Source organism: Streptomyces sp. NPDC055189, assembly GCF_053606765.1.
Map to the genome: position 1 here is coordinate 1 of NZ_JBSGSG010000011.1, position 26163 is coordinate 26163.

Here is a 26163-nt window from a genome sequence, read left to right on the forward strand (position 1 = left end):
GTTGATAGGCCAGATCTGGAAGCCCGGTAACGGGTGGAGGTGACTGGTACTAATAGGCCGAGGGCTTGTCCTCAGTTGCTCGCGTCCACTGTGTTGGTTCTGAAACCACGAACAACCCCGTATGTCGGGCCACGACTGCGGTGCGGTTGACAGTTTCATAGTGTTTCGGTGGTCATAGCGTGAGGGAAACGCCCGGTTACATTCCGAACCCGGAAGCTAAGCCTCACAGCGCCGATGGTACTGCAGGGGGGACCCTGTGGGAGAGTAGGACGCCGCCGAACTTTACTTATAGCCGTGGTCCCTGGACTTATTGTCCAGGGACCACGGCTTTTTGTGTTTCTGGACCCTTTCCGCCCCTTGGCTACCCCTCTGCACCGCCGGCTGACAACTGAGGGTAAGGTCAGGAGGCATCATCGGCTCGTTTCCCACAGGAGGCCCCCGGGTGGAGGTCCAGGAGACTCGCGTCCAGACGGACCGGGTCCTCACCATCCCGAACATCCTCAGCATGGCGCGTCTCCTTGGCGTACCCCTCTTCCTGTGGTTGATCCTCAGGCCCGAGTTCGGCGGGCCGAAGAGTGATCACTGGGCGCTGTTGGTGCTGATGCTGAGCGGCATCAGTGACTATCTCGACGGCAAGCTGGCCCGCCGTTGGAACCAGATCAGCAACCTCGGACGGTTGCTCGACCCGGCTGCCGACCGGCTCTATATCCTGTCGACATTGGTCGGGCTGACGTGGCGGGAGATTCTCCCGCTCTGGCTGACCGCGGTGCTGCTCCTGCGCGAGCTGGTTCTCCTGGTGATGGTCGGGATCCTCAGACGCCACGGCTATCCGCCGCCGCAGGTGAACTTCCTCGGCAAGGCAGCGACCTTCAACCTGATGTATGCCTTTCCGCTACTGCTCCTCAGTGACGGCAGTGGCTGGATCAACACTCTCGCTGCTATTTTCGGATGGGCGTTCGCAGGATGGGGTACAACTCTGTACTGGTGGGCAGGGATCCTCTACGTGGTTCAGGTCCGCCGGCTTGTCCGTGCGGACGTCACGGCCGATTGAGCTCGCCGATTCGGCAGCTGTAGAGGCTTGCAGACCCGTAAGTCAGATATGCGGGCCTAATTTGGCGGGCTAAGTCGGCTAGATCGTCGCCTATTGAGGAGGACGCTTCCGACATGAAGGCCGTCGTAATGGCCGGAGGCGAAGGCACGCGCCTTCGCCCTATGACCTCGAGTATGCCCAAGCCGCTCCTGCCTGTGGCCAATAGGCCCATCATGGAGCACGTGCTGCGGCTGCTCAAGAGGCATGGGCTCACCGAGACCGTGGTAACAGTCCAGTTCCTGGCTTCGCTGGTCAGGAATTACTTCGGCGATGGTGAAGAGCTCGGGATGGAGCTCACCTATGCCAATGAGGAGAAGCCACTCGGCACTGCCGGGAGTGTGAAGAACGCCGAGGAAGCATTGAAGGATGATGCGTTCCTTGTGATCTCCGGTGATGCTCTGACTGATTTCGATCTCACCGAGCTGATCAACTTCCACAAGGAGAAGGGCGCGCTTGTCACCGTCTGTCTGACGCGCGTTCCCAATCCGCTGGAATTCGGCATCACCATCGTGGACGAAGAAGGAAAGGTCGAGCGCTTCCTGGAGAAGCCGACCTGGGGGCAAGTCTTCTCCGACACCGTGAATACGGGCATCTACGTCATGGAGCCCGAAGTCTTCGACTATGTCGACGCCGATGTGTCGGTGGACTGGTCCGGGGATGTCTTCCCTCAGCTGATGAAGGAAGGCAAGCCCGTCTACGGGTACATCGCCGAGGGCTACTGGGAGGACGTCGGCACGCACGAGAGCTACGTCAAGGCTCAGGCCGACGTGCTCGAGCGCAAGGTCGACGTGGAGCTCGACGGCTTCGAGATCTCACCGGGTGTGTGGGTCGCCGAAGGGGCCGAGGTACACCCCGATGCCACGCTGCGCGGGCCGCTCTACATCGGCGACTACGCAAAGGTCGAGGCGGACGCCGAAATTCGTGAACACACGGTCGTGGGCTCGAACGTGGTGGTCAAGACCGGGGCGTTTCTGCACAAGGCCGTCGTGCACGACAACGTCTACATCGGCCAGCACAGCAACCTGCGGGGCTGTGTCGTCGGGAGAAACACCGACATCATGCGGGCCTCCCGTATCGAGGACGGCGCCGTCATCGGCGATGAGTGCCTCGTCGGTGAGGAATCGATTATTCAGGGCAATGTGCGGGTCTACCCGTTCAAGACGATCGAGGCCGGCGCGTTCGTCAATACGTCCGTCATCTGGGAGTCGCGGGGCCAGGCCCACCTCTTCGGTGCGCGTGGGGTCTCCGGGATCCTGAACGTGGAGATCACGCCCGAGCTCGCGGTACGGCTGGCGGGGGCGTACGCCACGACCCTCAAGAAGGGGTCGACCGTCACCACGGCGCGTGACCACTCGCGAGGCGCGCGGGCCCTGAAGCGAGCGGTGATCTCGGCCCTGCAGGCCAGCGCCATCGACGTACGAGATCTGGAGAACGTACCGCTGCCCGTAGCGAGGCAGCAGACGGCTCGGGGCAGTGCCGGCGGGATCATGATCCGGACGACGGCAGGGGCGCCCGACTCCGTCGACATCATGTTCTTCGACGCGCGCGGGGCCGACCTGTCGCAGGGGAGCCAGCGCAAGCTGGACCGGGTGTACGCGCGTCAGGAGTACCGGCGGGCGTTCCCCGGGGAGATCGGGGATCTGCACTTCCCGTCCAGCGTCTTCGACTCCTACACCGGTTCGCTGCTGCGCAATGTCGACACCACAGGCGTGGCCGAGTCGGATCTGAAGGTTGTCGTCGATGCCTCCAACGGCAGTGCGGGCCTTGTGCTGCCCAGCCTGCTCGGCCGTCTCGGCGTCGATGCGCTGACCATCAACCCGGGTCTCGACGAGTCGCGTCCGACCGAGACCTACGAGGCACGCAGGTCGGGCCTTGTGCGGCTCGGTGAGATCGTGGCGTCCTCGCGTGCCGACTTCGGCGTGCGGTTCGACCCCGTGGGTGAGCGGCTTTCGCTCGTCGACGAGAAGGGGCGGATCATCGAGGACGATCGTGCGCTGCTCGTCATGCTCGACCTGGTAGCCGCGGAACGCCGCAGCGGGCGGGTGGCGCTGCCGGTGACGACGACGCGCATCGGCGAGCAGGTGGCCGCGTACCACGGGACGCAGGTCGACTGGACGACCACGTCACCCGACGATCTGACGCGCGTGGGGCGCGATGAGTCGACCATCTTCGGCGGCGACGGCCGCGGTGGATTCATCATCCCCGAGTTCAGCAGCGTGTTCGACGGTACGGCAGCCTTCGTGCGGCTCATCGGTCTTGTCGCACGGACGCAGCTCACGCTGAGCCAGATCGACGCCCGTATCCCGCGTGCGCATGTGTTGCGGCGTGACCTTGCGACGCCCTGGGCGGTCAAGGGGCTCGTCATGCGGACCGTCGTGGAGGCTGCGGGGGACCGGTCGGTGGACACGACCGACGGTGTGCGGGTCGTGGAGGCCGACGGGCGATGGGTCCTTGTGCTGCCCGATCCCGCTGAGGCCGTCACTCATCTGTGGGCCGAGGGACCGGACGACGCGTCCGCTCAGGCGCTGCTCGACGAGTGGTCGGCCGTGGTGGACAGCGCCGGTCGCTGACCGGCGGCACGGGCCGGACGGCACCCGTAAGGGGTGCTGTCCGGCACGCCGGTGGGGCCATTCGGAGGTAAGGCCCGCGACGTGCGACGATGTGCGGCATGCCGCAGCAGCCCCCCGTTCGGAGCACCCCCTCGCGCCCCCGGCGCCCGGACGCCTCCATGTCGCTGCTGACCACGGTCATGGACCACAGCCTGGACGAGGGGTACGCCGAGGCGGCGGCCCGCAAGAAGGCGCAGGGCGACGGTGGAATGCCGCGTCCGCTGCGGGCGAAGCTCGGACTCGCGCTCGGACTTGTCCTCGCCGCCCTGGTGGTCACGGTGGGTGCCGCGCAGGCGCGGATAGCCGCTCCGGTGGTCGCCAAGGAGCGCGGCGAGCTCATCGACCGGATCGAGTCGGCGACCTCGGACGCCGATGAGCTCGAGGGTGATGTCGAGACGCTCCGCGACGACGTGGGCGAACGGCAGCGCGAGGCACTGAAGAAACACGGGGGCAGCCAGGGTGAGTTGGTGTCCCTGCTCTCCGGCGCCACCAAGGTCCACGGGCGCGGTGTGAAGCTTGTGGTGGACGATGCCAAGGAAGCCGACCAGGGCGGGGGCGGGCCGCGGGAGAGTGCGGGATTCTCCGACACCGGCCGGGTGCGGGACCGAGACATGCAGCGGGTCGTCAACGGCTTGTGGCAGTCCGGTGCGGAGGCGATCGCCATCAATGACCAGCGACTGACGGCCCTGTCGGCGATCAGGGCCGCGGGTGACGCGATACTGGTCGACAACAAGCCGCTGGTGCCGCCCTATACGGTGCTTGCGGTGGGTGACGGGCAGCGCTTGAGCACGCGTTTCCAGAACAGTCGCGACGGTCAGTATCTGCATGCTCTGCAGGAGAACTTCGGGGTCCGGACCAGCATTTCCGCCCATGACGACGTCCGACTGCCGGCAGCACCGAGTGTGACCGTACGTACAGCAGAGCCGAAGGCAGGAAAGGGCACATCGTGATCGCCGTACTGGGCCTCGTCGTGGGAGTCGTGGCCGGATTGTTGGTCCGGCCCGAGGTTCCGGCCGTGGTCGAGCCGTACCTTCCGATCGCCGTGGTGGCGGCACTCGACGCGGTGTTCGGAGGCCTGCGCGCGATGCTCGACGGGATCTTCGACGACAAGGTCTTCGTGGTGTCGTTCCTCTCGAACGTGGTCGTCGCCGCCCTGATCGTGTTCCTGGGCGACAAGTTGGGCGTCGGCGCACAGCTGTCCACCGGTGTCGTGGTGGTCCTCGGTATCCGGATCTTCTCGAACGCCGCCGCCATCCGCCGACACATCTTCAGGGCGTGACGCGGATGGGTACGCAAGAGACGCCCGGGGGCGACAACCGGAGCAGGGAGCTTCCCGCCGAGGTGCAGGGCCCGCCCGCGAAGCCTGAGGAGCCCGTGGAGGGCGCGACACCCCAGCAGGACGAGCAGGTACGGGCCAAGGACGGGCAGGCGTCGCAGAGCGGCCGTCAGCGGCTGGCGAAGGGCCTGTGGCCGCCGCGCGTCACGCGTCCTCAACTCATCGTCGCCCTGCTGCTGTTCGTGCTGGGGCTCGGCCTGGCCATCCAGGTGCGTTCCAACAACGACAGCAGTGCCCTGCGTGGCGCGCGCCAAGAAGATCTCGTACGCATCCTCGATGAACTGGATGACCGTACACAGCGTCTGGAAGGTGAGAAGCAGCGTCTCGAGGATCAGCGCACCGGGCTTGAGAACAGCTCGGACCAGGCCGAGGAGGCTCGCAAGCAGACTGTCGAGAAGGAACGACAACTCGGCATTCTGGCGGGCACCGTGGCGGCGCAGGGTCCTGGAATCACGCTGACCATCGATGACAAGAAGGGGTCGGTCGAGGCGGACATGCTGCTCGACGCCATTCAGGAGCTGCGCGCCGCGGGTGCCGAGGCCATCCAGATCAATGATGTACGCGTAGTGGCCAACACCTATCTGTCGGATACGGACAGTGGCGGTGTACGGGTGGACGGCCGCAAGGTCGGCAAGCCCTACCGGTTCAAGGTGATCGGCAAGCCGCAGGACCTCGAGCCGGCGCTGAACATCCCAGGTGGCGTGGTGCAGACTCTGGAGAAGGAGCAAGCCACCGTCACCGTGACGCGAGCGGAGAAGATCGTGGTCGACGCCTTGCGAGCGGCGAAGCGGCCTGACTACGCTCGGTCGTCGTCCCAGTGAGGCGGGGGTGCATGGGGGCCGCCGGTCGAGGGCATGAGGTTGCGGGGGGTCGGCGCATCGTAAGCGTGGTGCGTGGTGGAAACTGTTTGGCGGATACGGACGTTGTGAGGATGTCTGTGCCGCCGATGTACGGCGGTGTGTGCAATCAGGGTTCGTCCTGCCCCACGGGCGGGTCTGTTTCGGTCAAGGGGAATCGCCCGTGAAGTTGTTTGCGAAGTTGTTCGGCAAGAGTGCACGTGAGGACAGCGGCAATCCCGCCACTGCCCGGCACCGTGCCCCGCGCCATGGAGATGACGGGGAGCAGGGCGGCGAGCGCCCGATGTTCCGTGACCAGGTCGGTGGGCCAGGCGGTGACAATTCGGGCGCGCAGGGCGCGTCGTCTGTTGACCCTGCCGGTGCGGGCCGCATAGGTTTCGGAGAACCGTCAACCTCAAGTACGGGTGGAGGGTTTACCCCCGATCCGTACGCATCGAATGCCCCCGCGGGGCAGCCGCGGCAGGAGGATCCGTCCATGGCCCTGGTGTGTACGAGGTGCGGGAACCGCAACGCCGAGGCGAGCCGGTTCTGCTCCAACTGCGGCGCGCCGCTGCGGGCCGGGGCCGCGCCGGAGCGTCCGTCCGAGACGACCTCCACGATCTCCATCTCGGGCCTGGAGGCCTACGACGCGGAGGTGACGGGGCAGACCGCCTCGCCCGCCCTCTCGCCGGAGGCCCAGGCCGCCGTTGACGCACTGCCGCTCGGCTCCGCGCTCCTCGTGGTGCGCCGTGGGCCGAACTCGGGCAGCCGCTTCCTCCTGGACGGCGAGCTGACCACGGCGGGGCGTCACCCGCAGAGCGACATCTTCCTGGACGACGTGACCGTCTCGCGTCGCCACGTGGAGTTCCGTCGCCTCGGGGACGGGTCCTTCACCGTCGCCGACGTGGGCAGCCTCAACGGCACGTACGTCAACCGGGAGCGCATCGACTCGGTCGCGCTGTCGAACGGCGACGAGGTGCAGATCGGCAAGTACCGGCTGGTCTTCTACGCCAGCCAGCGGGGCGTCGGTATCTGACCCAGGAAGGGCCATGCCACAAACACCGAGGGGCGGTGCCGGGAACGGCACCGCCGCCGAGGACCGTCGGATGATGAGCATCGGCGCCGTGCTGAACGCACTGCGTGACGAGTTCCCCGAGGTCACGATCTCCAAGATCCGTTTCCTGGAGTCCGAAGGGCTCATCGAGCCGGAGCGCACGCCGTCCGGCTACCGCAAGTTCAGCCCGGAGGACGTCGAGCGGCTCGGTCACGTCCTGAGGATGCAGCGGGACCACTATCTGCCCCTCAAGGTCATCCGGGAGCACCTGGACGCCCTGGAGCGCGGAGAGAGGGCTCCACTGCCCTCCCTGGGGCAACCACGCGAGCCGGGTGACGCCTGGGGCGTGAGTGACGCCGAGGAGCCCACTGCCGCCCGCGTGGGCCGTGCCGAGCTGCTCGCCGCCGCGGAGATCGAGGCGGAGCAGCTCGCCGACTGGGAGACGTACGGGCTCATCGTGCCCCTGCCCGACGGCGGTTATGACGCGGAGGCCGTGACGGTCGCCGCGCTTGTCGTGGAACTCGGGCGGTTCGGTATCGAACCCAGACATCTGCGCACCATGAAGTCGGCGGCCGAACGTGAGGCCGGCCTCGTCGACCAGGTGGTCGCGCCGCTGCGCCGGCACCGTAACCCGCAGACCAGAGCCCATGCGGAAGCCCGTACGAAGGAGCTCGCCGGGCTGACCGGAAAGCTGCATTCTGCACTGGTACAGACGGCGCTCGGAGTGCGGTTGCCCTGACTCGGGAGGTGCCCGACTACCCAAACCGGCCGGGCACGTCCTAGGGTTGCTGTGTGAACGAGCTCGACGTCGTAGGTGTCCGGGTGGAAATGCCCTCCAACCAACCGATCGTGCTCCTGCGTGAAGTGGGAGGCGATCGTTACCTCCCCATCTGGATCGGACCAGGGGAGGCGACCGCGATCGCCTTCGCACAGCAGGGGATGGCGCCCGCACGGCCGCTGACCCACGACCTGTTCAAGGACGTGCTGGAGGCGGTGGGTCAGGAGCTCACCGAGGTGCGCATCACGGACCTCCGGGAAGGGGTCTTCTATGCGGAGCTGGTCTTCGCCAGCGGAGTCGAGGTGAGCGCGAGGCCGTCCGACGCCATAGCGCTCGCCCTGCGCACCGGAACGCCGATCTACGGCAGTGACGGTGTCCTGGACGACGCGGGCATCGCCATTCCGGACGAGCAGGAGGACGAAGTGGAGAAGTTCCGCGAGTTCCTCGACCAGATCTCGCCCGAGGACTTCGGTACCAACAGCCAGTAGTCCGCCGATTCCGTAGGGTCCCGGCGGACCATTCGGCTAGCCTTTCCCGGCGGTGCGGTACGGCAAACCACTCTTAGGGTGATTATCACTCGGCGTGCCGAGTGTGGCGATCGTTGACGAGCCCCTGGCGACTGCCTACCGTCGAGAAGGCAGGTCAAGGACGGAGGTCGGCGTGAGAAGCAGCGGCGACGGTACGGCGATGGGTGGGCCGTATCCGTTTCACAGCGGCACGGCCGGTCACTCTCCGCAGAGGCCGATTGCGGTTCAGGAGAGCGTTCAGGGGAGCGGGGACGCCACGTCCGGACAGTCCGAACAGGAACAGATCGGTTACCGGGGGCCGACCGCGTGCGCGGCCGCCGGCATCACGTACCGACAGCTCGACTACTGGGCCCGTACGGGGCTCGTGGAGCCCAGTGTGCGCTCCGCGGGCGGATCGGGGACCCAGCGGCTCTACAGCTTCCGGGACGTCGTGGTCCTGAAGATCGTGAAGCGGTTCCTCGACACCGGTGTGTCCCTGCAGAACATCCGGACCACGGTCCAGCATCTGCGCGACGGCGGCTTCACGGACCTGGAGCGGATGACGCTCATGAGCGACGGCGCGACGGTCTACGAGTGCACGTCGCCCGACGAGGTCCACGATCTGCTCCAGGGCGGTCAGGGCGTCTTCGGGATCGCCGTGGGTGTCGTGTGGCGCGACGTGGAAGCGGCGCTCTCGCAGCTGCACGGCGAGCGGATCGACACCGGGGAGACGCTGCTGCGGCAGAACCCCGCCGATGAGCTCGCGAGGCGGCGCAACAGGGCCGTGTGAGGCGCTCGTGGGAGCCAGGGTTCGGTTCCGGTGCGGGGTGGCGCTCCGGGGGCGTTGTCAGTGGCATAGGGCAGCATCAGAGGTGTGAGAACCGCGCCCACGATTCTGCATCTCGACATGGATGCCTTCTACGCGTCTGCCGAGCAGGCCGCGAAGCCGAGTCTGCGCGGGAAAGCCGTGGTGGTGGGCGGCCTCGGACCGCGGGGCGTGGTGGCAACGGCCTCGTACGAAGCGCGCAGGTTCGGGGTGCACTCGGCGATGCCCATGGGTCAGGCGCGGCGGCTGGCGCCCAACGCGGCCTATCTGGTGCCGCGCTTCGGGCTCTACCGCGAGATCAGCGACCAGGTGATGACGCTGCTGCGGGAACTGTCGCCGCTGGTGGAGCCGCTCAGCCTGGACGAGGCCTTCGTCGACCTGGAGGCGGGCGGCGTGGCCGACGACCGGGCGTCGGCGCTTGCCGTGGGCGAGCGGTTGCGGGCGGACATCAAGGCGGTGACCGGGCTCGCGGGGTCCGTCGGGCTCGCCGCGTCCAAAATGCTGGCGAAGATCGCCTCGGAGGAGGCCAAGCCGGACGGGCTGCGGCTGATAGAGCCGGGGACCGAGCGGGACCTGCTCGGGCCGATGTCGGTGCGGACGCTGCCCGGTGTCGGGCCTGCCACCGGGGACCATCTGCGGCGGGGCGGGATCACGACGGTGGGGGAGATCGCCGGGGCCGGTGAGGACGAGCTCGTGCGGCTCCTGGGGAAGTCGCACGGGAGCGCGCTGTACGCGATGGCCCTCGCGCGGGACGAGCGGCCCGTGGTGGCGGAGCGGGAGTCGAAGTCGGTCAGCGTCGAGGACACGTACGACGTGGACATTCATGACCGGGTACGGGTCAGGGGTGAGGTGGCGCGGCTCGCCGAGCGGTGTGTGGAGCGGCTGCGGGCGGCGGGGCACTCGGGGCGGACCATCGTGCTGAAGGTGCGGCGGTTCGATTTCTCGACGCTGACGCGCTCCGAGACGCTTCGCGGGCCGACGGACGACCCCGGGGTGGTGCGGGAGGCTGCCGCGCGGCTCCTGGAGTCCGTGGACACCACCGGAGGCGTGCGGCTTCTGGGGGTGGGGGTCACGGGGCTCGCCGACTACACGCAGGAGGACCTCTTCGCGCAGGCCCAGGCGCAGGCCGAGGCAGAGGCGGCGGAGGCCCTGGAGGTGCAGCGGAACGCCGAGGGGGAGGCGCATGAGGAGGCGCCGGGGGAGCGGGACGGGGAGAGTCCCGTGGAGGGCGTGGCCGAAATCGTCGAGGCGCCGGTCGCGCCGGCCGAGCGGCGGTGGGCCGCTGGGCACGATGTGCGGCATGCCGAGTACGGGCACGGGTGGGTGCAGGGCAGTGGCCTGGGGCGGGTGACGGTCCGCTTCGAGACGCCGCTTTCGGCAGTGCCGGGGCGGGTGCGGACCTTTCGGACCGATGATCCTTCGCTCGAGCCCGCGGAGCCGTTGCCCTTGGTGGCCCGGCCGGGGGACGGGGTCGAGCCGTGCCCCCTGCTGTGACGCCGGTCCCATTGGCCCTGCGGAAAGCCTGCCCGCAACAAGGCCCTCAGGTGCCCTCCTGGCCTGCGATCTTGCCGAAGTTCTGGTCCGGTGGGGGTGGGGACTGCGGGGGTGTGATGTCCAGGCCGTAGTGGTGGTAGAGCTGCAGTTCCTGTTCGGGGGAGAGGTGGCGGCCCACACCGAAATCGGGGGCGTCCTTGATCAGGGAGCGCTCGAAGGGGATGCGCAGGGTGCCGTCGCTCCTGAGCTCGCTGGGCTCCAGGGGGACGAACGCGTCCCGGCTGAACAGACCGGTGCGTATGGCGGCCCACTCCGGGGCGCCGGTGGCGTCGTCGAGATAGACCTCGTCGATCGTGCCGATCTTGGCCCCGTTCAGGTCGAACGCCTTCCGGCCGATCAGGTTGCGCGGATCGATATCGGTCTGCACGGTCCCTCCAACTGGTCGAGGCTTGTCGAAGAACTGGTCGAGGCTCGTCGAAGTGGGGCGTAACTCATCCTTGTTCGTTCGTAATCACTACGAAAGAGCACTTCGGGGCAGGCGGCCACTCGAGGGATGGGCCGTGGTCCTCGCTGGTAGGCTGGCGGATGGCTGCTGACCCCGTGCGGGAGAGCTCTCCGGTCGAAACACCGGAGGCGCCGAAGGAGCAACTCCTCCCCGGAATCTCTCAGGCCCCTGTACCGCACGGACGAGGTCACTCTGGAAAGCAGGGCGGGCGTCGGGCGGGCACGTTCGGAACCCTTCCTCACCGACGGTGAAAGCCGGGACGATGCCTCTCGCAGGCATGGCCCGGTGAAACTCTCAGGTTGAGATGACAGAGGGGGAGGCCGTCCGGGTACCCGTGCCGTGGTGCCCCTCGCAGGTCGCGTCAGACCAGGAGGCCTCCGCAATGACCGCCACCCCTCGCATCCCGCTTTCACAGCTCGAGCAGGGCATCCCCTTCGAGCAGCGGCACATCGGCCCCGATGTGGAAGCACGGGCCAAGATGCTCGCGCAGGTCGGATACGGCTCGCTCGACGAGCTGACCGCCGCCGCCGTACCGGATGTCATCAAGAACGCCGAGGCGCTGAAGCTGCCCGGAGCGCGCACCGAGGCCGAGGTCCTGGCCGAGCTGCGCTCGCTGGCGGACCGTAACCAGGTTCTCGATTCCATGATCGGGCTCGGCTACTACGGGACCTTCACGCCGCCCGTGATCCTGCGGAACGTCATGGAGAACCCCGCCTGGTACACCGCGTACACGCCGTACCAGCCGGAGATCTCCCAGGGGCGCCTCGAAGCGCTGCTGAACTTCCAGACCGTCGTCGCCGAGCTGACCGGCCTTCCCACCTCCGGTGCCTCGCTGCTCGACGAGGGGACCGCTGCCGCCGAGGCCATGGCCCTGTCGCGGCGTATGGGCAAGGTCAAGGACGGCGTCTTCCTGGTCGACGCCGACGCGCTGCCGCAGACCATCGCCGTGATCCAGACCCGCGCCGAGCCGACGGGCGTCGAGGTCGTGGTCGCCGATCTGAGCGAGGGCATCCCGGCCGAGGTCGCCGAGCGCGGTGTCGTCGGCGTACTGATCCAGTACCCCGGCGCCTCCGGTGCCGTACGTGACATCAAGCCCCTCATCGAGCAGGCGCACGAGCTCGGCGCCATAGTCTCCGTGGCCGCCGACCTGCTCGCCCTGACGCTGCTCACCTCGCCCGGTGAGCTCGGGGCCGACATCGCGGTGGGCACCACGCAGCGCTTCGGCGTGCCGATGGGCTTCGGTGGCCCGCACGCCGGCTACATGGCGGTGCGCGAGAAGTTCGCCCGCAGCCTGCCGGGCCGGCTCGTCGGAGTCTCCGTCGACGCCGACGGCAACAAGGCCTACCGGCTCGCGCTGCAGACCCGTGAGCAGCACATCCGCCGCGAGAAGGCCACCAGCAACATCTGTACCGCCCAGGTGCTGCTCGCCGTGATGGCCGGAATGTACGCGGTCTACCACGGGCCCGAGGGCCTCAGGTCCATCGCGCGCCGCACCCACCGCTACGCCACCGTGCTCGCCGCCGGGCTCGCCGCGGGCGGGGTCGAGGTCGTGCACGGCGCGTACTTCGACACCCTCACCGCGCGGGTGCCGGGCCGGGCCGAGCAGCTCGTCTCCGCGGCCCGCGAGGGCGGCGTCAACATCCACCAGATCGACGCCGACCACGTCTCCCTGGCCTGCGACGAGACCACCACGCGCAAGCAACTGACCGCGATCTGGACCGCGTTCGGTGTCGAGGCCGACGTCGAGGCGCTCGACGCGGAGACCGGGGACACGCTCCCGGCCGGTCTGCTGCGCGAGGACGAGTACCTCACGCACCCCGTCTTCCACCAGTACCGCTCCGAGACGGCCATGCTGCGCTACCTGCGCAAGCTGTCCGACCGGGACTACGCGCTCGACCGCGGCATGATCCCGCTGGGCTCCTGCACCATGAAGCTCAACGCGACCACGGAGATGGAGCCGGTCACCTGGCCCGAGTTCGGCCAGCTGCACCCCTTCGCGCCCGCCCAGCAGGCGCAGGGCTATCTGACGCTCATCCGCGAGCTGGAGGAGCGGCTCGCCGAGGTCACCGGCTACGACAAGGTCTCGCTGCAGCCCAACGCCGGTTCGCAGGGCGAGCTGGCCGGACTGCTCGCCGTGCGCGGCTACCACCGCGCCAACGGCGACGAGCAGCGCACCGTCTGCCTCATCCCGTCCTCCGCGCACGGCACGAACGCCGCGAGCGCCGTGATGGCCGGCATGAAGGTCGTCGTCGTCAAGACCAGCGACGACGGCGAGATCGACGTCGAGGACCTGCGCGCCAAGATCGAGAAGCACCGTGACGAGCTGTCCGTGCTCATGATCACTTACCCCTCGACGCACGGTGTGTTCGAGGAGCATGTCGCCGACATCTGCGCCTCCGTGCACGAGGCGGGCGGTCAGGTGTACGTCGACGGGGCGAACCTCAACGCCCTGGTGGGCCTCGCCCAGCCCGGCAAGTTCGGCGGCGACGTCTCGCACCTGAACCTGCACAAGACCTTCTGCATCCCGCACGGCGGCGGCGGCCCCGGCGTCGGCCCGGTCGGTGTCCGTGAGCACCTCGCGCCGTACCTGCCCAACCACCCGCTGCAGCCCGCCGCGGGTCCCGAGACGGGCGTCGGGCCGATCTCCGCAGCGCCGTGGGGCTCCGCCGGAATCCTGCCGATCTCCTGGGCGTACGTACGCCTCATGGGCGGCGAGGGCCTCAAGCGCGCCACGCAGGTCGCGGTGCTCTCCGCGAACTACATCGCCAAGCGCCTCGAGCCGCACTACCCGGTGCTCTACACCGGCCCCGGCGGTCTCGTCGCGCACGAGTGCATCATCGACCTGCGCCCGCTGAGCAAGGCGACCGGTGTCAGCGTCGACGACATCGCCAAGCGCCTCATCGACTACGGCTTCCACGCGCCGACCATGTCGTTCCCGGTCGCGGGGACCTTCATGATCGAGCCGACCGAGAGCGAGGACCTGGTCGAGATCGACCGGTTCTGCGAGGCGATGATCAACATTCGCGCGGAGATCGAGAAGGTCGGCGGCGAGTGGAGCGCCGATGACAACCCGCTGCGGAACGCGCCGCACACCGCCGCCGTGCTCGGCGGTGAGTGGGAGCACGCGTACAGCCGCGAGGAGGCGGTCTTCCCGGCCGGGGTCGTCGCGGCGGACAAGTACTGGCCGCCGGTGCGCCGCATCGACCAGGCGTACGGCGACCGGAACCTCGTCTGCTCCTGCCCGCCGCTGGATGCGTACGAGGACTGATATCGCGTCCGCGACATGCGTGGGGGCCGGTCCGGAGGTTGTCTCTCCGGGTCGGCCCCTTTGTTGTCCGTGCTGTTGTCCGTGCCGTGTCGCTGATGCGTCAAGCGGCGGTCATGATCTCGTCCGTGCCCAGCGGTCGGTGCGGGGCGATGATCTGGCCGTCCGGCAGCAGCTCACCGGTGTCCTCGAAGAGGAGGACGCCGTTGCACAGCAGGCTCCAGCCCTGCTCCGGGTGGCTCGCCATGAGGCGCGCGGCTTCCCGGTCTGCGGAGTCGGCTGTCGGGCACGGTGGTTGGTGCTGGCACATGGAAGGGTTCTTTCGCTGCGGTGTGATGGCTGTGACGTCTGCCTTGCGGCTCGATGCGGCGTTCATGGCCGCCCCCCGTTCAATCGGTCCGGTCCCAGTGTTGCCCTACGGACGTCAATCCGCAGGGATTTAGCGGCAGCGCTCCTTACTGCTTAATGACGTATCACCCGCCCGGACGGTTCAGCCCAACTGCAGTGTCTCTTCGGGTGGTTCGGGGTGGTCATACCGGGCTAGTCCGTATGGGTACAGGACGCGCCGAGCCCCGCGGCCGGGAACGGCGGCGGGGCACGGGAACGTACGGCGAGGTCAGGCGGGTGAGCCGAGCAGCGGTGCCGGGGTCATGCGGTGGGTGAGGACCTGGAGAAGCTCCGCGGCGCGGTGCGGGCGGTGCGCCGCGATGCCGGGGGGCGCGGGCGCCAGGGGCACGAGGATGTCGGAGGGCGCGAGATTGCCGCCCGCGCCGTCCGCGGTGCAGTCGCCGTGCAGCCACAGGGTCAGCATGTAAAGCTCGGGTACGGACAACAAGCGCGGTTGATAAGGCATCTGCATCGCCTCGGCGTGGCGCAGGGCGCGTTCGGTGGCCGCGATGTACGGGCCCTCGAAGAAGTGGGAGAAGGTCCACCCGTCAGGCGTCAGCATCGTGTCCGCCGCGGCGACGGCTCGCTCGCCGCAGCGGATCAGGAAACGCCACCCCGCGAGCCGGGTGGGCGAGGTACCCGACGGGGTGATCCGGTCCAGGACGTGTACGGGCAAAGGAAGTTCGGGGCTTGCGGGACCCTGCGCGGCGCGCAGGGAAGGGGTTCGGGCTTCGCGTACGGCGGTGGGTGAACCGAGTGCCGCGAGGACGCTGCGCAGGGCGGGCGCGGGAGCCGGGGGGACTTGCAGCGGCATGATGGGTCGCCTCTCTCACTTCGACAGGCACGGTGGAACGAGGACAGGTGCGGACGTCGCTGTCTGCTCCGGGGACAGAGGGGGGCGGGCAGGGGACCGCGAGCGCCAACTCTCTGCCTCGTTCGCGGAGTTTATACGACACGTGTTCAGGCATTGTTTCGTCTAACCGCACCCGATATTGCCCGCAAGGCGATATCCGGTCGCCATTTTGCGGGCTTTAACCCGGTTCCTGATGAGCCCGGGCGTTTGACCTCGGCTCCCTTCGCGGGAGCGGACGGCCGATTCTCATCGGCGTTTTTCACCAGGGTTCGGCGCGAGGATTCCCGCGGCGACCCTCATGCCTGGTGAATGTGCCGCCCGGACATGGCGTAGAGCCTACTGGGCCGGGGGCATGTGCGGGGCGTTATCGATCACATTGCAGGGCATCATCCTCCGAGACACAGCGGCCGGATCATTGGCTGCCCATCAGAGCCCAGCAGAGGAGGGACGCTTCGATGGGGGAGAAGGTCGTAGCAGGAACGTTTGACCTGGCCGAGCGGCACCGGTACCGGATCAAGCTCAAGGAGTGTCTGGCGGGGCTGCGGAGGCTGTTGGACGAGGAGCGGTTCGACAGGCCCAAGAACCTGATGGGTGTGGAGATCGAGCTGAATCTCGCGGGGCCCGACGGCATGCCGAGAATGCTGAATGCGGAAGTTCTCGAACGCATCGCGAGCCGCGACTTCCAGACGGAACTCGGGATGTTCAATCTTGAAGTCAATATCGCTCCGCACCGTTTGGGCGGACGTGTTCTCGACCGCCTCGCCGAGGAGCTGCGCACAGGCCTCGCCTATGCCCACCGGAAAGCGAACGAAGTGAACGCCGGCATCGTCATGATCGGAATTCTGCCGACGCTCGCGCACCACGACCTGGTCTCGGGAAATCTCTCCGACGTCGACCGCTACGCACTGCTCAACGATCAGATCGTGGCCGCGCGCGGCGAGGAATTCGTCCTGGACATCCAGGGGGTGGAGCGGCTGACCTGCACCTCCGCGTCGATCGCGCCCGAAGCGGCGTGCACCTCCGTGCAGTTGCACCTCCAGGTCACGCCGGACAGGTTCGCCGACGTGTGGAACGCGGCGCAGGCCGTCGCCGCGGCGCAGGTCGCCGTCGGCGCCAACGCGCCGTTCCTGTTCGGGCGCGAGCTGTGGCGCGAGTCGCGCCCTCCGCTGTTCCTGCAGTCCACCGACACCCGCCCGCCCGAGCTCCAGGCGCAGGGCGTGCGGCCGCGGACCTGGTTCGGGGAGCGCTGGATCAGCGACGCCTACGAACTCTTCGAGGAGAACCTGCGCTACTTTCCCGCGCTGCTTCCCCTCCTGGACGACGAGAACCCCCTTGAGGTGCTCGACGACGGCCGCGTGCCGCAGCTCGGCGAACTCGTTCTGCACAACGGCACCGTGTACCGCTGGAACCGTCCCGTGTACGGCATCGCGGGCGGCGTTCCGCACCTGCGCGTGGAGAACCGCGTCCTGCCCGCCGGGCCCACCGTCACCGACGTCATCGCCAATGCCGCCTTCTACTACGGCGTCGTACGCGCCCTAGCCGAGGAGCCGAGGCCCGTGTGGTCCCGGCTGCCCTTCGAGGCCGCGGCCCGCAACTTCGACACTGCGTGCCGCGACGGCATCGAGGCCCGTCTGCAGTGGCCGCGGCGCGGCCGCTACGGAGGAGGGATCGCCGAGGTGCCCGCGGTCGCTCTCGTACGCGACGAACTGTTGCCGCTGGCCGCGGCGGGGCTCGACGCATGGGGTGTCGAGCCCGCCGACCGGGACTTCTACCTCGGCGTCATCGAGGAGCGGTGCAGGCGGCGGGTGAACGGGGCGTCCTGGCAGGCGGCGACGTACCACCAGGCACTGGAGACCGGGCTCGAACGCGAGGCCGCGCTCGCCGCCACCACCCGGCGCTACGCCGAACTGATGCATGCGGGCGACCCCGTGCACACCTGGCCGGTGGGGCTGCCCGAGCCCGCCGTCCTCAGCTGAGGGCACGGAGGCTGGAGGACACGGAAGCTGAGGACACGGAGGCGGGCCGCATCAGCCGTGGCTGCCCGCCTCCATGATCGCCTTGAGGATGACCGCGTGGATCTGCGCCGGGTCGTCGACCTGGTGACCCGATCCGCCCGTCGCCTCCGCGATCTGCACCACCTCGTCCTTGTCCGCGTCCGGGCCGACCGCGATCGCGATGAGCGGCACCGGGCGCTTGGGGTCGGAGAGGTTCTCCAGCTGCGAGATGAGGTTGCTGCGCGAGAGGGAGCCCGGGTCCTGGTTCACGCCGTCCGTGAGCACCACGAGCGCGTTGAACTTGCTGCTCGCGTAGGTGGACGTGGCTTCCTTGTACGCCGCGAGCGTGGTGTCGTACAGGCCGGTCGCCCCGCCAGGGATGGGCGCCAGATCGCTGAAGGCCTCCGAGACCTTGTCCCGCTGGGTGCCGTCGCCCTTGCGGTCACCGAGCCGCTGGGTGGGCACGAGCTTGCGGTAGTCGCGCTCGCCGTCCAGGAGGGTGGCGAACTCCCACAGGCCGATCTCGTCCTCGTCGGTGAATCCCGCGAGCGCCTGCAGCAGCGAGGACTTGGTGACCTCCATCCGGGACCGGTTCTGGCCCGGCACGAACGCGCCCATGGAGTCCGAGACGTCGACGACCGTGCTGATCCGGGCGCTCTGGACGGTGATCGTCCACATGCCGAGCGTCTCCTGGAGCTCCCTCTCGGTGGGCGGTTCGCTCGCCTCGGCCGCGTACGGCTGGGGGGTGCGGCCGCCGGCCGCCGTGACGAGCTTCGCCGATGGGGCCTCGGCGCCGGTCCTGAAACCGTGCTCCTCCAGGATCGCGCGCCCCTCGTCGTCGCTGAACAGCGTCATGAAGCGCAGGGCGGCGCGGCTCTGGTCCGTGGACAGCTCGTCCTCCTGGACCAGCGTGTACGGGTAGTCCAGACGCGGTGAGCCGTCCTTCGGATAGAACATGTCCAGGCTGTTCTCCTCACCGGCGGACGCGTTGTGCTCGAACGCGGCCTGTTCGGAGAGGATCAGCGCTTGGTTGCGGCGCGGATTGCCCTTCTCGGTGCCGGAGGAGTCGCGGGCCAGCGTGTCCACGAGCCGGCTGTCGCTGTCGGTCGTGCGCGAGGACAGTGCCTTGGCCATGCCGGCGGCCTGTGTGCCGCCATCCTTGCCGCCCGACTTCTTGGCCGACGCGCTCAGCTTGGCGAGTGCCAGGAGACCGGTCGCACTGCGCGCGGGGTCGGCGGCGCCGAGCCGCAGCTTGTCGTTCTTCATCGCCGCGCCCGCCAACTCCGGCCAGTTGTACGTCTTCCTGGGCCAGCCCAGGGATTCGGCGGCGGAAGGAATCATGGCCATGCCAACCGGTGAGGAGGCGATGTTCCCCGCGGGCGTCACCTTGTTCTGCTCGCTGCCCAGACCGACGCGCTGCAGCCACAGTTCGCTGTCCGGCACCCACACGTCGTACTCCCGATCGCCCTTGCCGGCCCGCAGTTCGTCGGCGACCTTGTACGAATCCCGGGCGGTGACCCGTACGTCGATGCACGACCCGTCCGACGTGACCTCCTTCTCGCGCGCGTCGTCGGCGGCCGTCCGCAGGGCGGGGGCGATGTCCGGGGCGGCGACGACGTCCAGCTCCACCGCGTCGTCGCGGCACGAACCGCCGAAGCTCAGCAGATCGCTGCGGACGGCTACCGCCGTGCCCGCCGCGACCGTCAGGACGAGCGCCGTCGCGATGGCCACGGTGCGGCCGCGGGTGCGTGGCCGTGGGTCGGGTGCGTCCGCCCCGTCCTCATCGGGCAAGCTGTGACGTCCCATGGCGGTGGTGCCCCTCCTTGAGTGATGAAGCAAGGAAAGAGGGGGTTGGCATGACCGCAGTCGGCGTCCGTCCCCCTCGGCCTGTCGCGCACGATCTTCGTAACTTCTTTCGAGACCCTAGCGGGACGGGGATGGGGATGAGGCGGGATTACTCAACTGGAGGCGGAGTGCAAGCGGAGTCCGGGCCGTTGGCCGGTTCTTTTCGGGGCGAGGGGCCATCGCGACGGATCCTGCGGGACGAGACGCTGCTCGTCCTGGCCCTTTCACTGGGCGCGAGCGGTGTGTCCGCCCTGATCAGCTTTGTCGGATCAGTCACCAAACCGGGCGGTCTGAAGGATCAGGCGGCGACCATGAACGCGTCCGCCGCTCCGGGGCGGCCGTGGCTTGATCTCGCGTGGCAATTGTTCGGAATCACGACCGCGTTGGTGCCGGTGGCGCTGGTCGCGCATTTCTTGATCAGGGAGGGCGCCGGGCTGCGCACGATCGGCTTCGACCGCAGCCGGCCGTGGCCGGACCTGGGGCGCGGGGCGGCGATCGCCGCGGTGATCGGCAGTACCGGGATCGCGTTCTATCTGGCGGCGCGCGGGCTCGGGTTCAACCTGACGGTGGTGCCGGAGGACCTGCCGGACGTGTGGTGGAAGTACCCGGTGCTCGTGCTGTCCGCGGTGCAGAACGCGGTCCTTGAGGAAGTGATCGTCGTCGGCTATCTGCTGCGCAGGTTCGGGCAGTTGGGGTGGACGCCGATGGCCGCGCTGGTCGGCAGCTCGGTGCTGCGCGGCTCTTACCACCTCTACCAGGGCATCGGCGGGTTCATCGGGAACATGGCGATGGGCGTGGTCTTCGTGCTCCTGTACCGGCGGTGGGGGCGGGTCGGGCCGCTGGTGGTGGCCCATTCGCTGCTCGATATCGGGGCGTTCGTCGGGTACGCGCTGCTCGCGGGGAAGGTGGGGTGGCTGCCCACGCCTTAGGCGGCGGGCAGGACCGGCGGTGCCGTGGGGACGTACGACGACCGGGTCGTACGTCCCCACAGTGCTGTCAGGCGTACAGGTCGCCCTCGATGACGGTGACCGCGCGGCCGGTCAGGAGGGTGCGGTCGCCGCGCAGCTCCGTGCGGACCAGGCCGCTGCGGGCCGACGCCTGCAGCCCTGTGAGTTCCGCGCGGCCGAGGCGCTCGGACCAGAAGGGGGCCAGGGCCGTGTGGGCGCTGCCGGTCACCGGATCCTCGTCGATGCCGACGCGCGGGAAGAAGCCCCGCGAGACGAAGTCGTAGCCGCCGGCGGGGTCTTCGGCGCGCGCGGTGGCGATGATGCCCCGCCGGGAGTGCCGCGCCAGGGCCTTGTGGTCCGGGGTGAGCGCGCGCACCGTCTTCTCGTCCGCGAGCTCGACGAGCAGGTCACCGAGGTTCGCCCCGGTGTCGTACACCGCGAGCGGCTCGGCGCCGAGGGCTTCGGCCGCGCCGTCGGGGACGTCGGCCGGGGTGAGCGGAGCGGTCGGGAAGTCCATCGTGATGGTGGAGTCGGCGTGCGCGGTCGTGGTCAGCACCCCGCTGCGGGTGGCGAACCGTACGGGGCCTTCGGCGGTGCCGGTGACCTGGAGGACATGGGCGGTGGCGAGCGTGGCGTGGCCGCAGAGGTCGACCTCGGTGGCGGGCGTGAACCACCGCAGGGCCCAGTCTGCTTCGCCTCCCGGGGGCAGGGGGTGGGCGAAGGCGGTCTCGGCGTGGTTGACCTCCGTGGCGACGTTCTGCAGCCAGGCGTCGTCGGGGAAGGAGTCGAGGAGGAGGACGCCCGCGGGGTTGCCCGAGAAGGGGCGGTCGGTGAAGGCGTCGACGATGCGGATGCGATGAGAAGTCGGCATGGAGCTGACGCTAGTGGGCCAATACGGGGGTAAGACAAGGCCAATCGCCGGTAGGTGGACTGAACAGGGGTGCGGGGATTGGCGGGTGGCCCGGTCTGAGGGTGGTCCCTGCCTGCCTACCTAGCCGCCTGCCCGCCCGCCTGCCCGCACCGGCTCCGGTCTGCAGCACCCCCCTGACCTGCGGCTCCGCCCATCTCACGGGAAGGGGTTGTCATGCGAACTATTCCGATATATCGTTGACGCATCGCGACAGATCAACGATGGCGCGATAGATCACCTACAGAAGCAAGATCACAGAAGGAGTGATTGCTATGCGTTCCCACGGTTACGAACACGAGCACGGACGTGGAAAGTGCGGTCCCGGCCACGAGGGTCGGGGCGGCTTCGAAGGGCGGCGCGCCGCTTTCGGGCCTTTCGGGCCCGGTTTCGGCGGCCCCGGTGGGCCCGGCGGCCCCTGGGGCGGCGGGCGCGGCGGCCGAGGCGGTCCGCGGGGCAGGGCGCGCCGCGGCGACGTACGCGCGTCGATCCTGGCCCTCCTGAAGGACCGGCCCATGCACGGCTACGAGATGATCCAGGAGATCGCCGAGCGCAGCGGCGGGGCGTGGAAGCCCAGCCCCGGTTCGGTCTACCCGACCCTCCAGCTCCTGGAGGACGAGGGCCTGATCAGCAGCGCGAGCGAGGGCGGCAAGAAGCTCTTCTCGCTCACCGAGGCCGGCGTCACCGCGGCCGACGAAGGCCCCGACGCGCCTTGGGAAGAGGCCGGGCGCGGGGTCGACTGGGAGACGCTGAACGAGATCCGCCAGGCCGGTTTCGGGCTGATGGAGGCGTTCGGCCAGGTCTGGAAGACCGGCAGCAAGGACCAGCGCGAGAAGGCTCTCACGGTCATCAACGACGCCCGCAAGAAGCTGTACCTGATCCTCGCAGATGAGGACTGAGGTGGTGGGGGTCGCTGACCTCCAGTGCCATTGAGGCGCCCCGCACTTATGTGTGGGGCGCCTCTTTGCGTGCGGGGTGGGGTGGAGCGGGGCGGGGTGAAGGCGAAGGTGAAGGCGAAGGCGGGGGAGCGTCAGGCCACCAGGCCCGCCAGCTTCCGCAGCGACTCGTTCAGCGCCGCCGTCGCCGAATCCTTCAGCTTGCCCGCCATCAAGGAGACCGCCGCGCCGGTGAAGTCGCCGTCTATGCGTACCTTCGTCGCATCCCCCTCGGGGGCCAGCGAATAGCGGGTGCCGACCGTGACGCCCATCGGGCCCTTGCCTCTGATGGCCAGCGTGCGCTCGCTCTCCAGCTCCTCGATCGTCCAGTTGACCTCGGCGGGGAAGCCCATCAACTTCATGTTCTCCGCGAACGTGCCGCCCGCCTCCAGTGTGGTGGGCGCGCCCTTCGGGAAGCTCGTGTGCGTGGCGTTCCATTCGCCGTACGTGGAGAAGTCGGTGAGCTGGGCCCAGACCTTCTCGGCGGGCGCCTCGATCCGTGCTTCCGCGCTGACTTCGGCCATGTGACGACCCCTTTTCGTTGGGCGCTGCGGCGGGGCGCAGCTGCGGTGTCGCGGAACGTAGCCGCAGGGCCTGGAACATTCAATACTGATGAACCGTCAGATGTGGTGGTGCGTGGCTCCGGCGGCGCCGCTCCCGAACCGGTCGGGTACTGTTGCCCTCCCCCGCGACGGACGCGGGCAGACGGACCAGGGAGGTGAGACCCATTACCGCAGCAGCAGGTAGGGCGCTCCCCCTTCGCGACCGCGCGGTCCACCCGGCATAGGTGCCCGAGGTGACCGAGGGAGCCCCATCGGCATCCCGAGAGGTTCCTTTTCCCATGTCGGCTTCACCTTCGTCACCTTCCGCGTCAGCTGGGCCATCTGCGTCATCTGAGCCAGCTGCGTCTTCTGAGGCATCTGTTTCATCACGTCCGGCGTCCCTCACTTCTTCCGCCGTCGTCGCCAGGCTGCGCGCCGCCGGCTGTGTCTTCGCCGAGGACGAGGCGAGGCTGCTCGTCACCACCGCGCGTGATCGCGCCGAACTCGCCGCCATGGTGGAGCGGCGCGTCACCGGTCAGCCGCTCGAACACGTTCTGGGCTGGGCAGAGTTCCGCGGCCTGCGGATCGCCGTGGACGCCGGGGTCTTCGTGCCCCGGCGGCGCACCGAGTTCCTCGTACAGCAGGCCGCCGCTTGTGCCGGGCCCGGTGCGGTCGTCGTCGACCTGTGCTGCGGCTCCGGAGCACTGGGCGCCGCGCTCGGCGCCGCGGTCGACCGGGTCGACCTTTACGCCGCCGACATCGACCCGGCCGCGGTGCGGTGCGCGCGGCGCAATGTCGCCGACGTGGGAGGACGGGTGTACGAGGGCGACCTCTATGAACCGCTTCCCGGCGCGCTGCGAGGCCGTGTCGACGTACTGCTGGCCAATGTCCCCTACGTACCCACCGAAGAGGTCGGTCTTCTGCCGGCGGAAGCCCGGATACACGAGGCACGTGTGGCGCTCGACGGAGGCGCGGACGGTCTGGACGTGCTGCGGCGGGTGACCGCGGAGGCGGCGCGGTGGCTGGCGCCCGGCGGGCGGCTGCTCTTCGAGACGAGCGAGCGGCAGGTTCCGTACGCCCTCGAAGCGGTCGCCGACGGCGGTCTCGTGCCGCGGTCGGTGAGTGACGAGGAGATGTTCGCGACCGTCGTCATCGGGACGCTGCCCGCGTAGTCGGGGGCCGGATCAGACCCTGCGTATCAGCGCGGCGTCGAACAGGTCGCACGCCCTGGGGAACGGGCCCTCGTCGTGGCAGTGCCAGGCTTCCCAGAACAGGTCGGCGGGCAGTGCGTCATCGGGTGCGTACACCCGATACACGTACTGCCTGCCGTCGATCGCCGGCAGCGCGACCATCCAGCAACCGCACTCCATGCCCGGGGGACGAGTGGCCGGTGGGTCGTGGTTGCGGTCCGGGCGCAAATCAAGACGGCGCGCGCCCCTCGGGGAAGAACTGTGGGATCTCATCCGTAAGGAGGAGAAGCCACACATGCGTACCCAACCTGTGTCGGACGCGAAGATGCTTCCCGCCGCCGATGACACCCTCTTCGGGGGCTGATGGGGTGGGAGATGTGCAAAGCCGTACCCCGCAGGGCGCCGAGCCCGGCCCGACCCGAACAGAGACCGACTCACGACTCAGTGCCGCGCTGGCGTCGGTCGTGGCAGGCGCGCGCCGGCGTGCGATGAGGGACGGGGACCGGCAGATCGACACCGCGCATCTGCTGCACTCCCTCCTGGAGACCGACCCCGATGTACGGGCGGCGCTCGACGACGGCGCGCAAGTGGTGCGGCTCCTCGGCTATCTCGTCCAGCGCAGCATCGGCTACGGCCTGCAGTGGCAGGGGACGGTCGAGGACTCGGGAGCGATGCCGCTGCTGCGGGCGGACAACTCCGGGCCCGTGAAGGAGACGGGGTGGTCGCCGGCCGCGGTCGCGGCCATGGAAGCAGCCGTCGGGCGGGCCGGCCGGCGCGGCGAACCGCGCGCCCTCGGCGTCGACCTCCTGGCGGCTCTCGTCGCCGATCCCGACTGCCGCGCGGTCGAGGTCCTGAGGCGGGCCGGGGCGGACGCGCGGGTGATCGCCCGGCGCGTCGACGAGGATCCGTTCACCGGGGCCAACGCCGGGTCGTTCGTTGATCCATACGTCGATCCGTACGCCGAGACGACTGCCGATCCGTACGCCGAGACGACTGCCGACCCGTAGGCCGGTACGTCCGCCGATTGAGACAGGGCCTATCGGGGGTGACGCTCATGACACGTCCTGTCATGATGTGCCCGTGCAAGCGACTTCGGGGAATCAGACAGGCTCACGGCTGAGCCGGGGGAGAGGCGTCGGCCTGGGGCTCGCCCTGGTGTCGGCGGTCGCTTTCGGCGGCTCGGGTGTCGCGGCCAAGCCGCTCATCGAGGCGGGCCTTGACCCCCTGCACGTGGTGTGGCTGCGGGTGGCGGGTGCCGCCCTGGTGATGCTGCCGGTCGCCTGGCGCCACCGCGGACTGCTGCTCCGCAGGCCCGCGCTCCTGCTCGGCTTCGGCCTGCTCGCCGTGGCCGGTGTCCAGGCCTGCTACTTCGCGGCGATCTCCCGCATCCCCGTCGGCGTCGCGCTCCTGGTCGAGTACCTCGCGCCCGCGCTCGTCCTCGGCTGGGTGCGCTTCGTGCAGCGGCGGCCCGTGACGCGGGCTGCCGCGGTGGGCGTGGTGCTCGCGGTCGGCGGCCTCGCCTGCGTGGTCGAGGTGTGGGCCGGGCTGAGCTTCGACGCCGTGGGGCTGCTGCTCGCGCTGGGCGCCGCGTGCTGTCAGGTCGGCTACTTCGTCCTGTCCGACCAGGGCAGCGACGCGGGGGACGACGCTCCTGATCCGCTGGGCGTCATCGCGTACGGACTGTTGATCGGTGCCGTGGTCCTTACTGTCGTTGCGCGCCCCTGGGGCATGGACTGGTCGGTGCTGGCGGGCAGTGCGGACATGGACGGCTCGGCCGTTCCCGCGTGGCTGCTCATCTGCTGGATCGTGCTCCTGGCGACCGTCGTGGCGTACGTCACCGGGGTGCTTTCGGTGCGCCGGCTCTCGCCGCAGGTGGCGGGGGTCGTGGCCTGTCTGGAAGCGGTCATCGCGACCGTGCTGGCCTGGGTCATGCTGGGCGAGCACCTGTCGGCGCCGCAGATCATCGGGGGTGCGGTGGTCCTCGCGGGGGCGTTCATCGCCCAGTCGTCCACGCCCGCCAAGCCGCGGGGAGGGCCTGCCGCGGGCGGGTCGCCGGAGCCGGAAGAGCAGTTGTCGTCAACCGGAACTGCCGTTTAGGGTGTTGATCATGCATTCACGCGCGCTCGTTCTGCCGCCTCCCGCCGCTTAAGCGCGGGCATCTCCTGGATCACACCCGGCTGCGGCCGGGTGGAACGACGCTGCCCGCAGACGGAGCCGGGAACTTTCCTCTTCTTTCTTTTCTGCGGAGAACTCACGTGTCGAAT

24 protein-coding genes, 1 rRNA gene and 1 riboswitch are annotated in these 26163 nt (G+C 68.9%); of the genes, 18 read left to right on the forward strand and 7 right to left on the reverse strand.

All coding sequences use genetic code 11. From position 1 onward, the window contains the following. Nucleotides 1-164 precede the first annotated feature (164 nt). From rrf to ACWFR3_RS10645, 11 genes are all read left to right on the forward strand, one after another. Nucleotides 165-281 (forward strand): 5S ribosomal RNA (gene rrf / locus ACWFR3_RS10595). Nucleotides 282-442: 161 nt separating this feature from the next. Beyond that, a complete protein-coding gene (locus tag ACWFR3_RS10600) occupies nt 443-1051 on the forward strand; it encodes a CDP-alcohol phosphatidyltransferase family protein (protein WP_361195334.1) in 609 nt (202 codons plus the stop codon). A 113-nt stretch (nt 1052-1164) separates the two neighbouring features. Further along, nucleotides 1165-3660, forward strand: coding sequence for a sugar phosphate nucleotidyltransferase (locus tag ACWFR3_RS10605; protein WP_453734191.1), 2496 nt, complete (start codon nt 1165-1167; stop codon nt 3658-3660). An 89-nt stretch (nt 3661-3749) separates the two neighbouring features. Beyond that, nucleotides 3750-4649 (forward strand): DUF881 domain-containing protein, encoded by a 900-nt coding sequence (locus ACWFR3_RS10610; RefSeq protein WP_453734192.1) that lies wholly within the window; start codon nt 3750-3752, stop codon nt 4647-4649. Continuing rightward, nucleotides 4646-4978, forward strand: a complete 333-nt coding sequence (locus ACWFR3_RS10615; RefSeq protein ID WP_030794354.1) for a small basic family protein — start codon at nt 4646-4648, stop codon at nt 4976-4978. Before ACWFR3_RS10610 ends, ACWFR3_RS10615 begins: the two co-directional genes overlap by 4 nt. A 5-nt stretch (nt 4979-4983) precedes the next feature. Then, entirely contained in the window at nt 4984-5856 is an 873-nt protein-coding gene (locus tag ACWFR3_RS10620; protein ID WP_453734350.1) for a DUF881 domain-containing protein, read from the forward strand. Between the two features lie 82 nt (nt 5857-5938). Beyond that, complete coding sequence (locus ACWFR3_RS10625; protein ID WP_453734351.1) at nt 5939-6907, forward strand: FHA domain-containing protein; 969 nt, start codon at nt 5939-5941, stop codon at nt 6905-6907. Nucleotides 6908-6920: 13 nt separating this feature from the next. Then, on the forward strand, nt 6921-7664 hold the full coding sequence (gene ftsR, locus ACWFR3_RS10630; protein ID WP_453734193.1) for a transcriptional regulator FtsR: 744 nt from the start codon (nt 6921-6923) through the stop codon (nt 7662-7664). A gap of 53 nt (nt 7665-7717) precedes the next feature. Further along, nucleotides 7718-8191, forward strand: a complete 474-nt coding sequence (locus ACWFR3_RS10635; RefSeq protein ID WP_006123076.1) for a bifunctional nuclease family protein — start codon at nt 7718-7720, stop codon at nt 8189-8191. A 172-nt stretch (nt 8192-8363) separates the two neighbouring features. Continuing rightward, nucleotides 8364-8999 carry a MerR family transcriptional regulator gene (locus tag ACWFR3_RS10640; protein ID WP_453734194.1) on the forward strand — a complete coding sequence of 212 codons (636 nt, stop codon included), beginning with the start codon at nt 8364-8366 and terminating at the stop codon, nt 8997-8999. A gap of 84 nt (nt 9000-9083) precedes the next feature. After that, nucleotides 9084-10529, forward strand: a complete 1446-nt coding sequence (locus ACWFR3_RS10645; RefSeq protein WP_453734195.1) for a DNA polymerase IV — start codon at nt 9084-9086, stop codon at nt 10527-10529. Between the two features lie 46 nt (nt 10530-10575). Here the strand turns inward: ACWFR3_RS10645 and ACWFR3_RS10650 are convergent, their stop codons facing one another. After that, nucleotides 10576-10956, reverse strand: a complete 381-nt coding sequence (locus tag ACWFR3_RS10650) for a PRC-barrel domain-containing protein (RefSeq protein WP_453734196.1) — start codon at nt 10954-10956, stop codon at nt 10576-10578. A 166-nt stretch (nt 10957-11122) separates the two neighbouring features. After that, a riboswitch (glycine riboswitch) is annotated at nt 11123-11220 on the forward strand. Between the two features lie 196 nt (nt 11221-11416). Between ACWFR3_RS10650 and gcvP the strand changes: the two genes are divergently transcribed. After that, nucleotides 11417-14302, forward strand: a complete 2886-nt coding sequence (gcvP, locus tag ACWFR3_RS10655) for an aminomethyl-transferring glycine dehydrogenase (RefSeq protein WP_453734197.1) — start codon at nt 11417-11419, stop codon at nt 14300-14302. Between the two features lie 100 nt (nt 14303-14402). Here the strand turns inward: gcvP and ACWFR3_RS10660 are convergent, their stop codons facing one another. Together ACWFR3_RS10660 and ACWFR3_RS10665 are read right to left on the reverse strand one after the other, a co-directional pair. Then, nucleotides 14403-14609, reverse strand: a complete 207-nt coding sequence (locus tag ACWFR3_RS10660) for a DUF5999 family protein (RefSeq protein WP_453734198.1) — start codon at nt 14607-14609, stop codon at nt 14403-14405. A 306-nt stretch (nt 14610-14915) separates the two neighbouring features. Then, on the reverse strand, nt 14916-15500 hold the full coding sequence (locus tag ACWFR3_RS10665; RefSeq protein WP_453734199.1) for a hypothetical protein: 585 nt from the start codon (nt 15498-15500) through the stop codon (nt 14916-14918). Nucleotides 15501-15994: 494 nt separating this feature from the next. Between ACWFR3_RS10665 and ACWFR3_RS10670 the strand changes: the two genes are divergently transcribed. Continuing rightward, a complete protein-coding gene (locus ACWFR3_RS10670) occupies nt 15995-17515 on the forward strand; it encodes a glutamate--cysteine ligase (RefSeq protein ID WP_453734200.1) in 1521 nt (506 codons plus the stop codon). A gap of 51 nt (nt 17516-17566) precedes the next feature. On the opposite strand, the gene ACWFR3_RS10675 is transcribed toward ACWFR3_RS10670, so the two are convergent. Next, nucleotides 17567-19339 (reverse strand): substrate-binding and VWA domain-containing protein, encoded by a 1773-nt coding sequence (locus ACWFR3_RS10675; protein ID WP_453734201.1) that lies wholly within the window; start codon nt 19337-19339, stop codon nt 17567-17569. Between the two features lie 167 nt (nt 19340-19506). Here ACWFR3_RS10675 and ACWFR3_RS10680 point away from each other — a divergent pair, with 167 nt between their 5' ends. Further along, a complete protein-coding gene (locus ACWFR3_RS10680) occupies nt 19507-20307 on the forward strand; it encodes a CPBP family intramembrane glutamic endopeptidase (RefSeq protein ID WP_344529486.1) in 801 nt (266 codons plus the stop codon). 67 nt (nt 20308-20374) lie between these two features. Here ACWFR3_RS10680 and ACWFR3_RS10685 read toward each other — a convergent pair whose 3' ends face one another. Beyond that, nucleotides 20375-21196, reverse strand: coding sequence for a PhzF family phenazine biosynthesis protein (locus ACWFR3_RS10685; RefSeq protein WP_453734202.1), 822 nt, complete (start codon nt 21194-21196; stop codon nt 20375-20377). 311 nt (nt 21197-21507) lie between these two features. Between ACWFR3_RS10685 and ACWFR3_RS10690 the strand changes: the two genes are divergently transcribed. Continuing rightward, nucleotides 21508-22131 carry a PadR family transcriptional regulator gene (locus tag ACWFR3_RS10690; protein WP_453734203.1) on the forward strand — a complete coding sequence of 208 codons (624 nt, stop codon included), beginning with the start codon at nt 21508-21510 and terminating at the stop codon, nt 22129-22131. A 131-nt stretch (nt 22132-22262) separates the two neighbouring features. Here the strand turns inward: ACWFR3_RS10690 and ACWFR3_RS10695 are convergent, their stop codons facing one another. Beyond that, complete coding sequence (locus tag ACWFR3_RS10695; protein ID WP_453734204.1) at nt 22263-22691, reverse strand: type II toxin-antitoxin system Rv0910 family toxin; 429 nt, start codon at nt 22689-22691, stop codon at nt 22263-22265. Between the two features lie 317 nt (nt 22692-23008). Here ACWFR3_RS10695 and ACWFR3_RS10700 point away from each other — a divergent pair, with 317 nt between their 5' ends. Further along, nucleotides 23009-23881, forward strand: a complete 873-nt coding sequence (locus ACWFR3_RS10700; RefSeq protein ID WP_453734205.1) for a putative protein N(5)-glutamine methyltransferase — start codon at nt 23009-23011, stop codon at nt 23879-23881. A gap of 12 nt (nt 23882-23893) precedes the next feature. Here ACWFR3_RS10700 and ACWFR3_RS10705 read toward each other — a convergent pair whose 3' ends face one another. Further along, nucleotides 23894-24061: a hypothetical protein gene (locus ACWFR3_RS10705; RefSeq protein WP_453734206.1), complete on the reverse strand. Its 168-nt coding sequence runs from the start codon at nt 24059-24061 to the stop codon at nt 23894-23896. A gap of 215 nt (nt 24062-24276) precedes the next feature. Here ACWFR3_RS10705 and ACWFR3_RS10710 point away from each other — a divergent pair, with 215 nt between their 5' ends. Together ACWFR3_RS10710 and ACWFR3_RS10715 are read left to right on the forward strand one after the other, a co-directional pair. Further along, nucleotides 24277-24906 (forward strand): Clp protease N-terminal domain-containing protein, encoded by a 630-nt coding sequence (locus ACWFR3_RS10710; RefSeq protein WP_453734207.1) that lies wholly within the window; start codon nt 24277-24279, stop codon nt 24904-24906. 73 nt (nt 24907-24979) lie between these two features. Beyond that, a complete protein-coding gene (locus tag ACWFR3_RS10715) occupies nt 24980-25996 on the forward strand; it encodes an EamA family transporter (protein WP_453734208.1) in 1017 nt (338 codons plus the stop codon). The last annotated feature ends 167 nt before the right edge of the window (nt 25997-26163 follow it).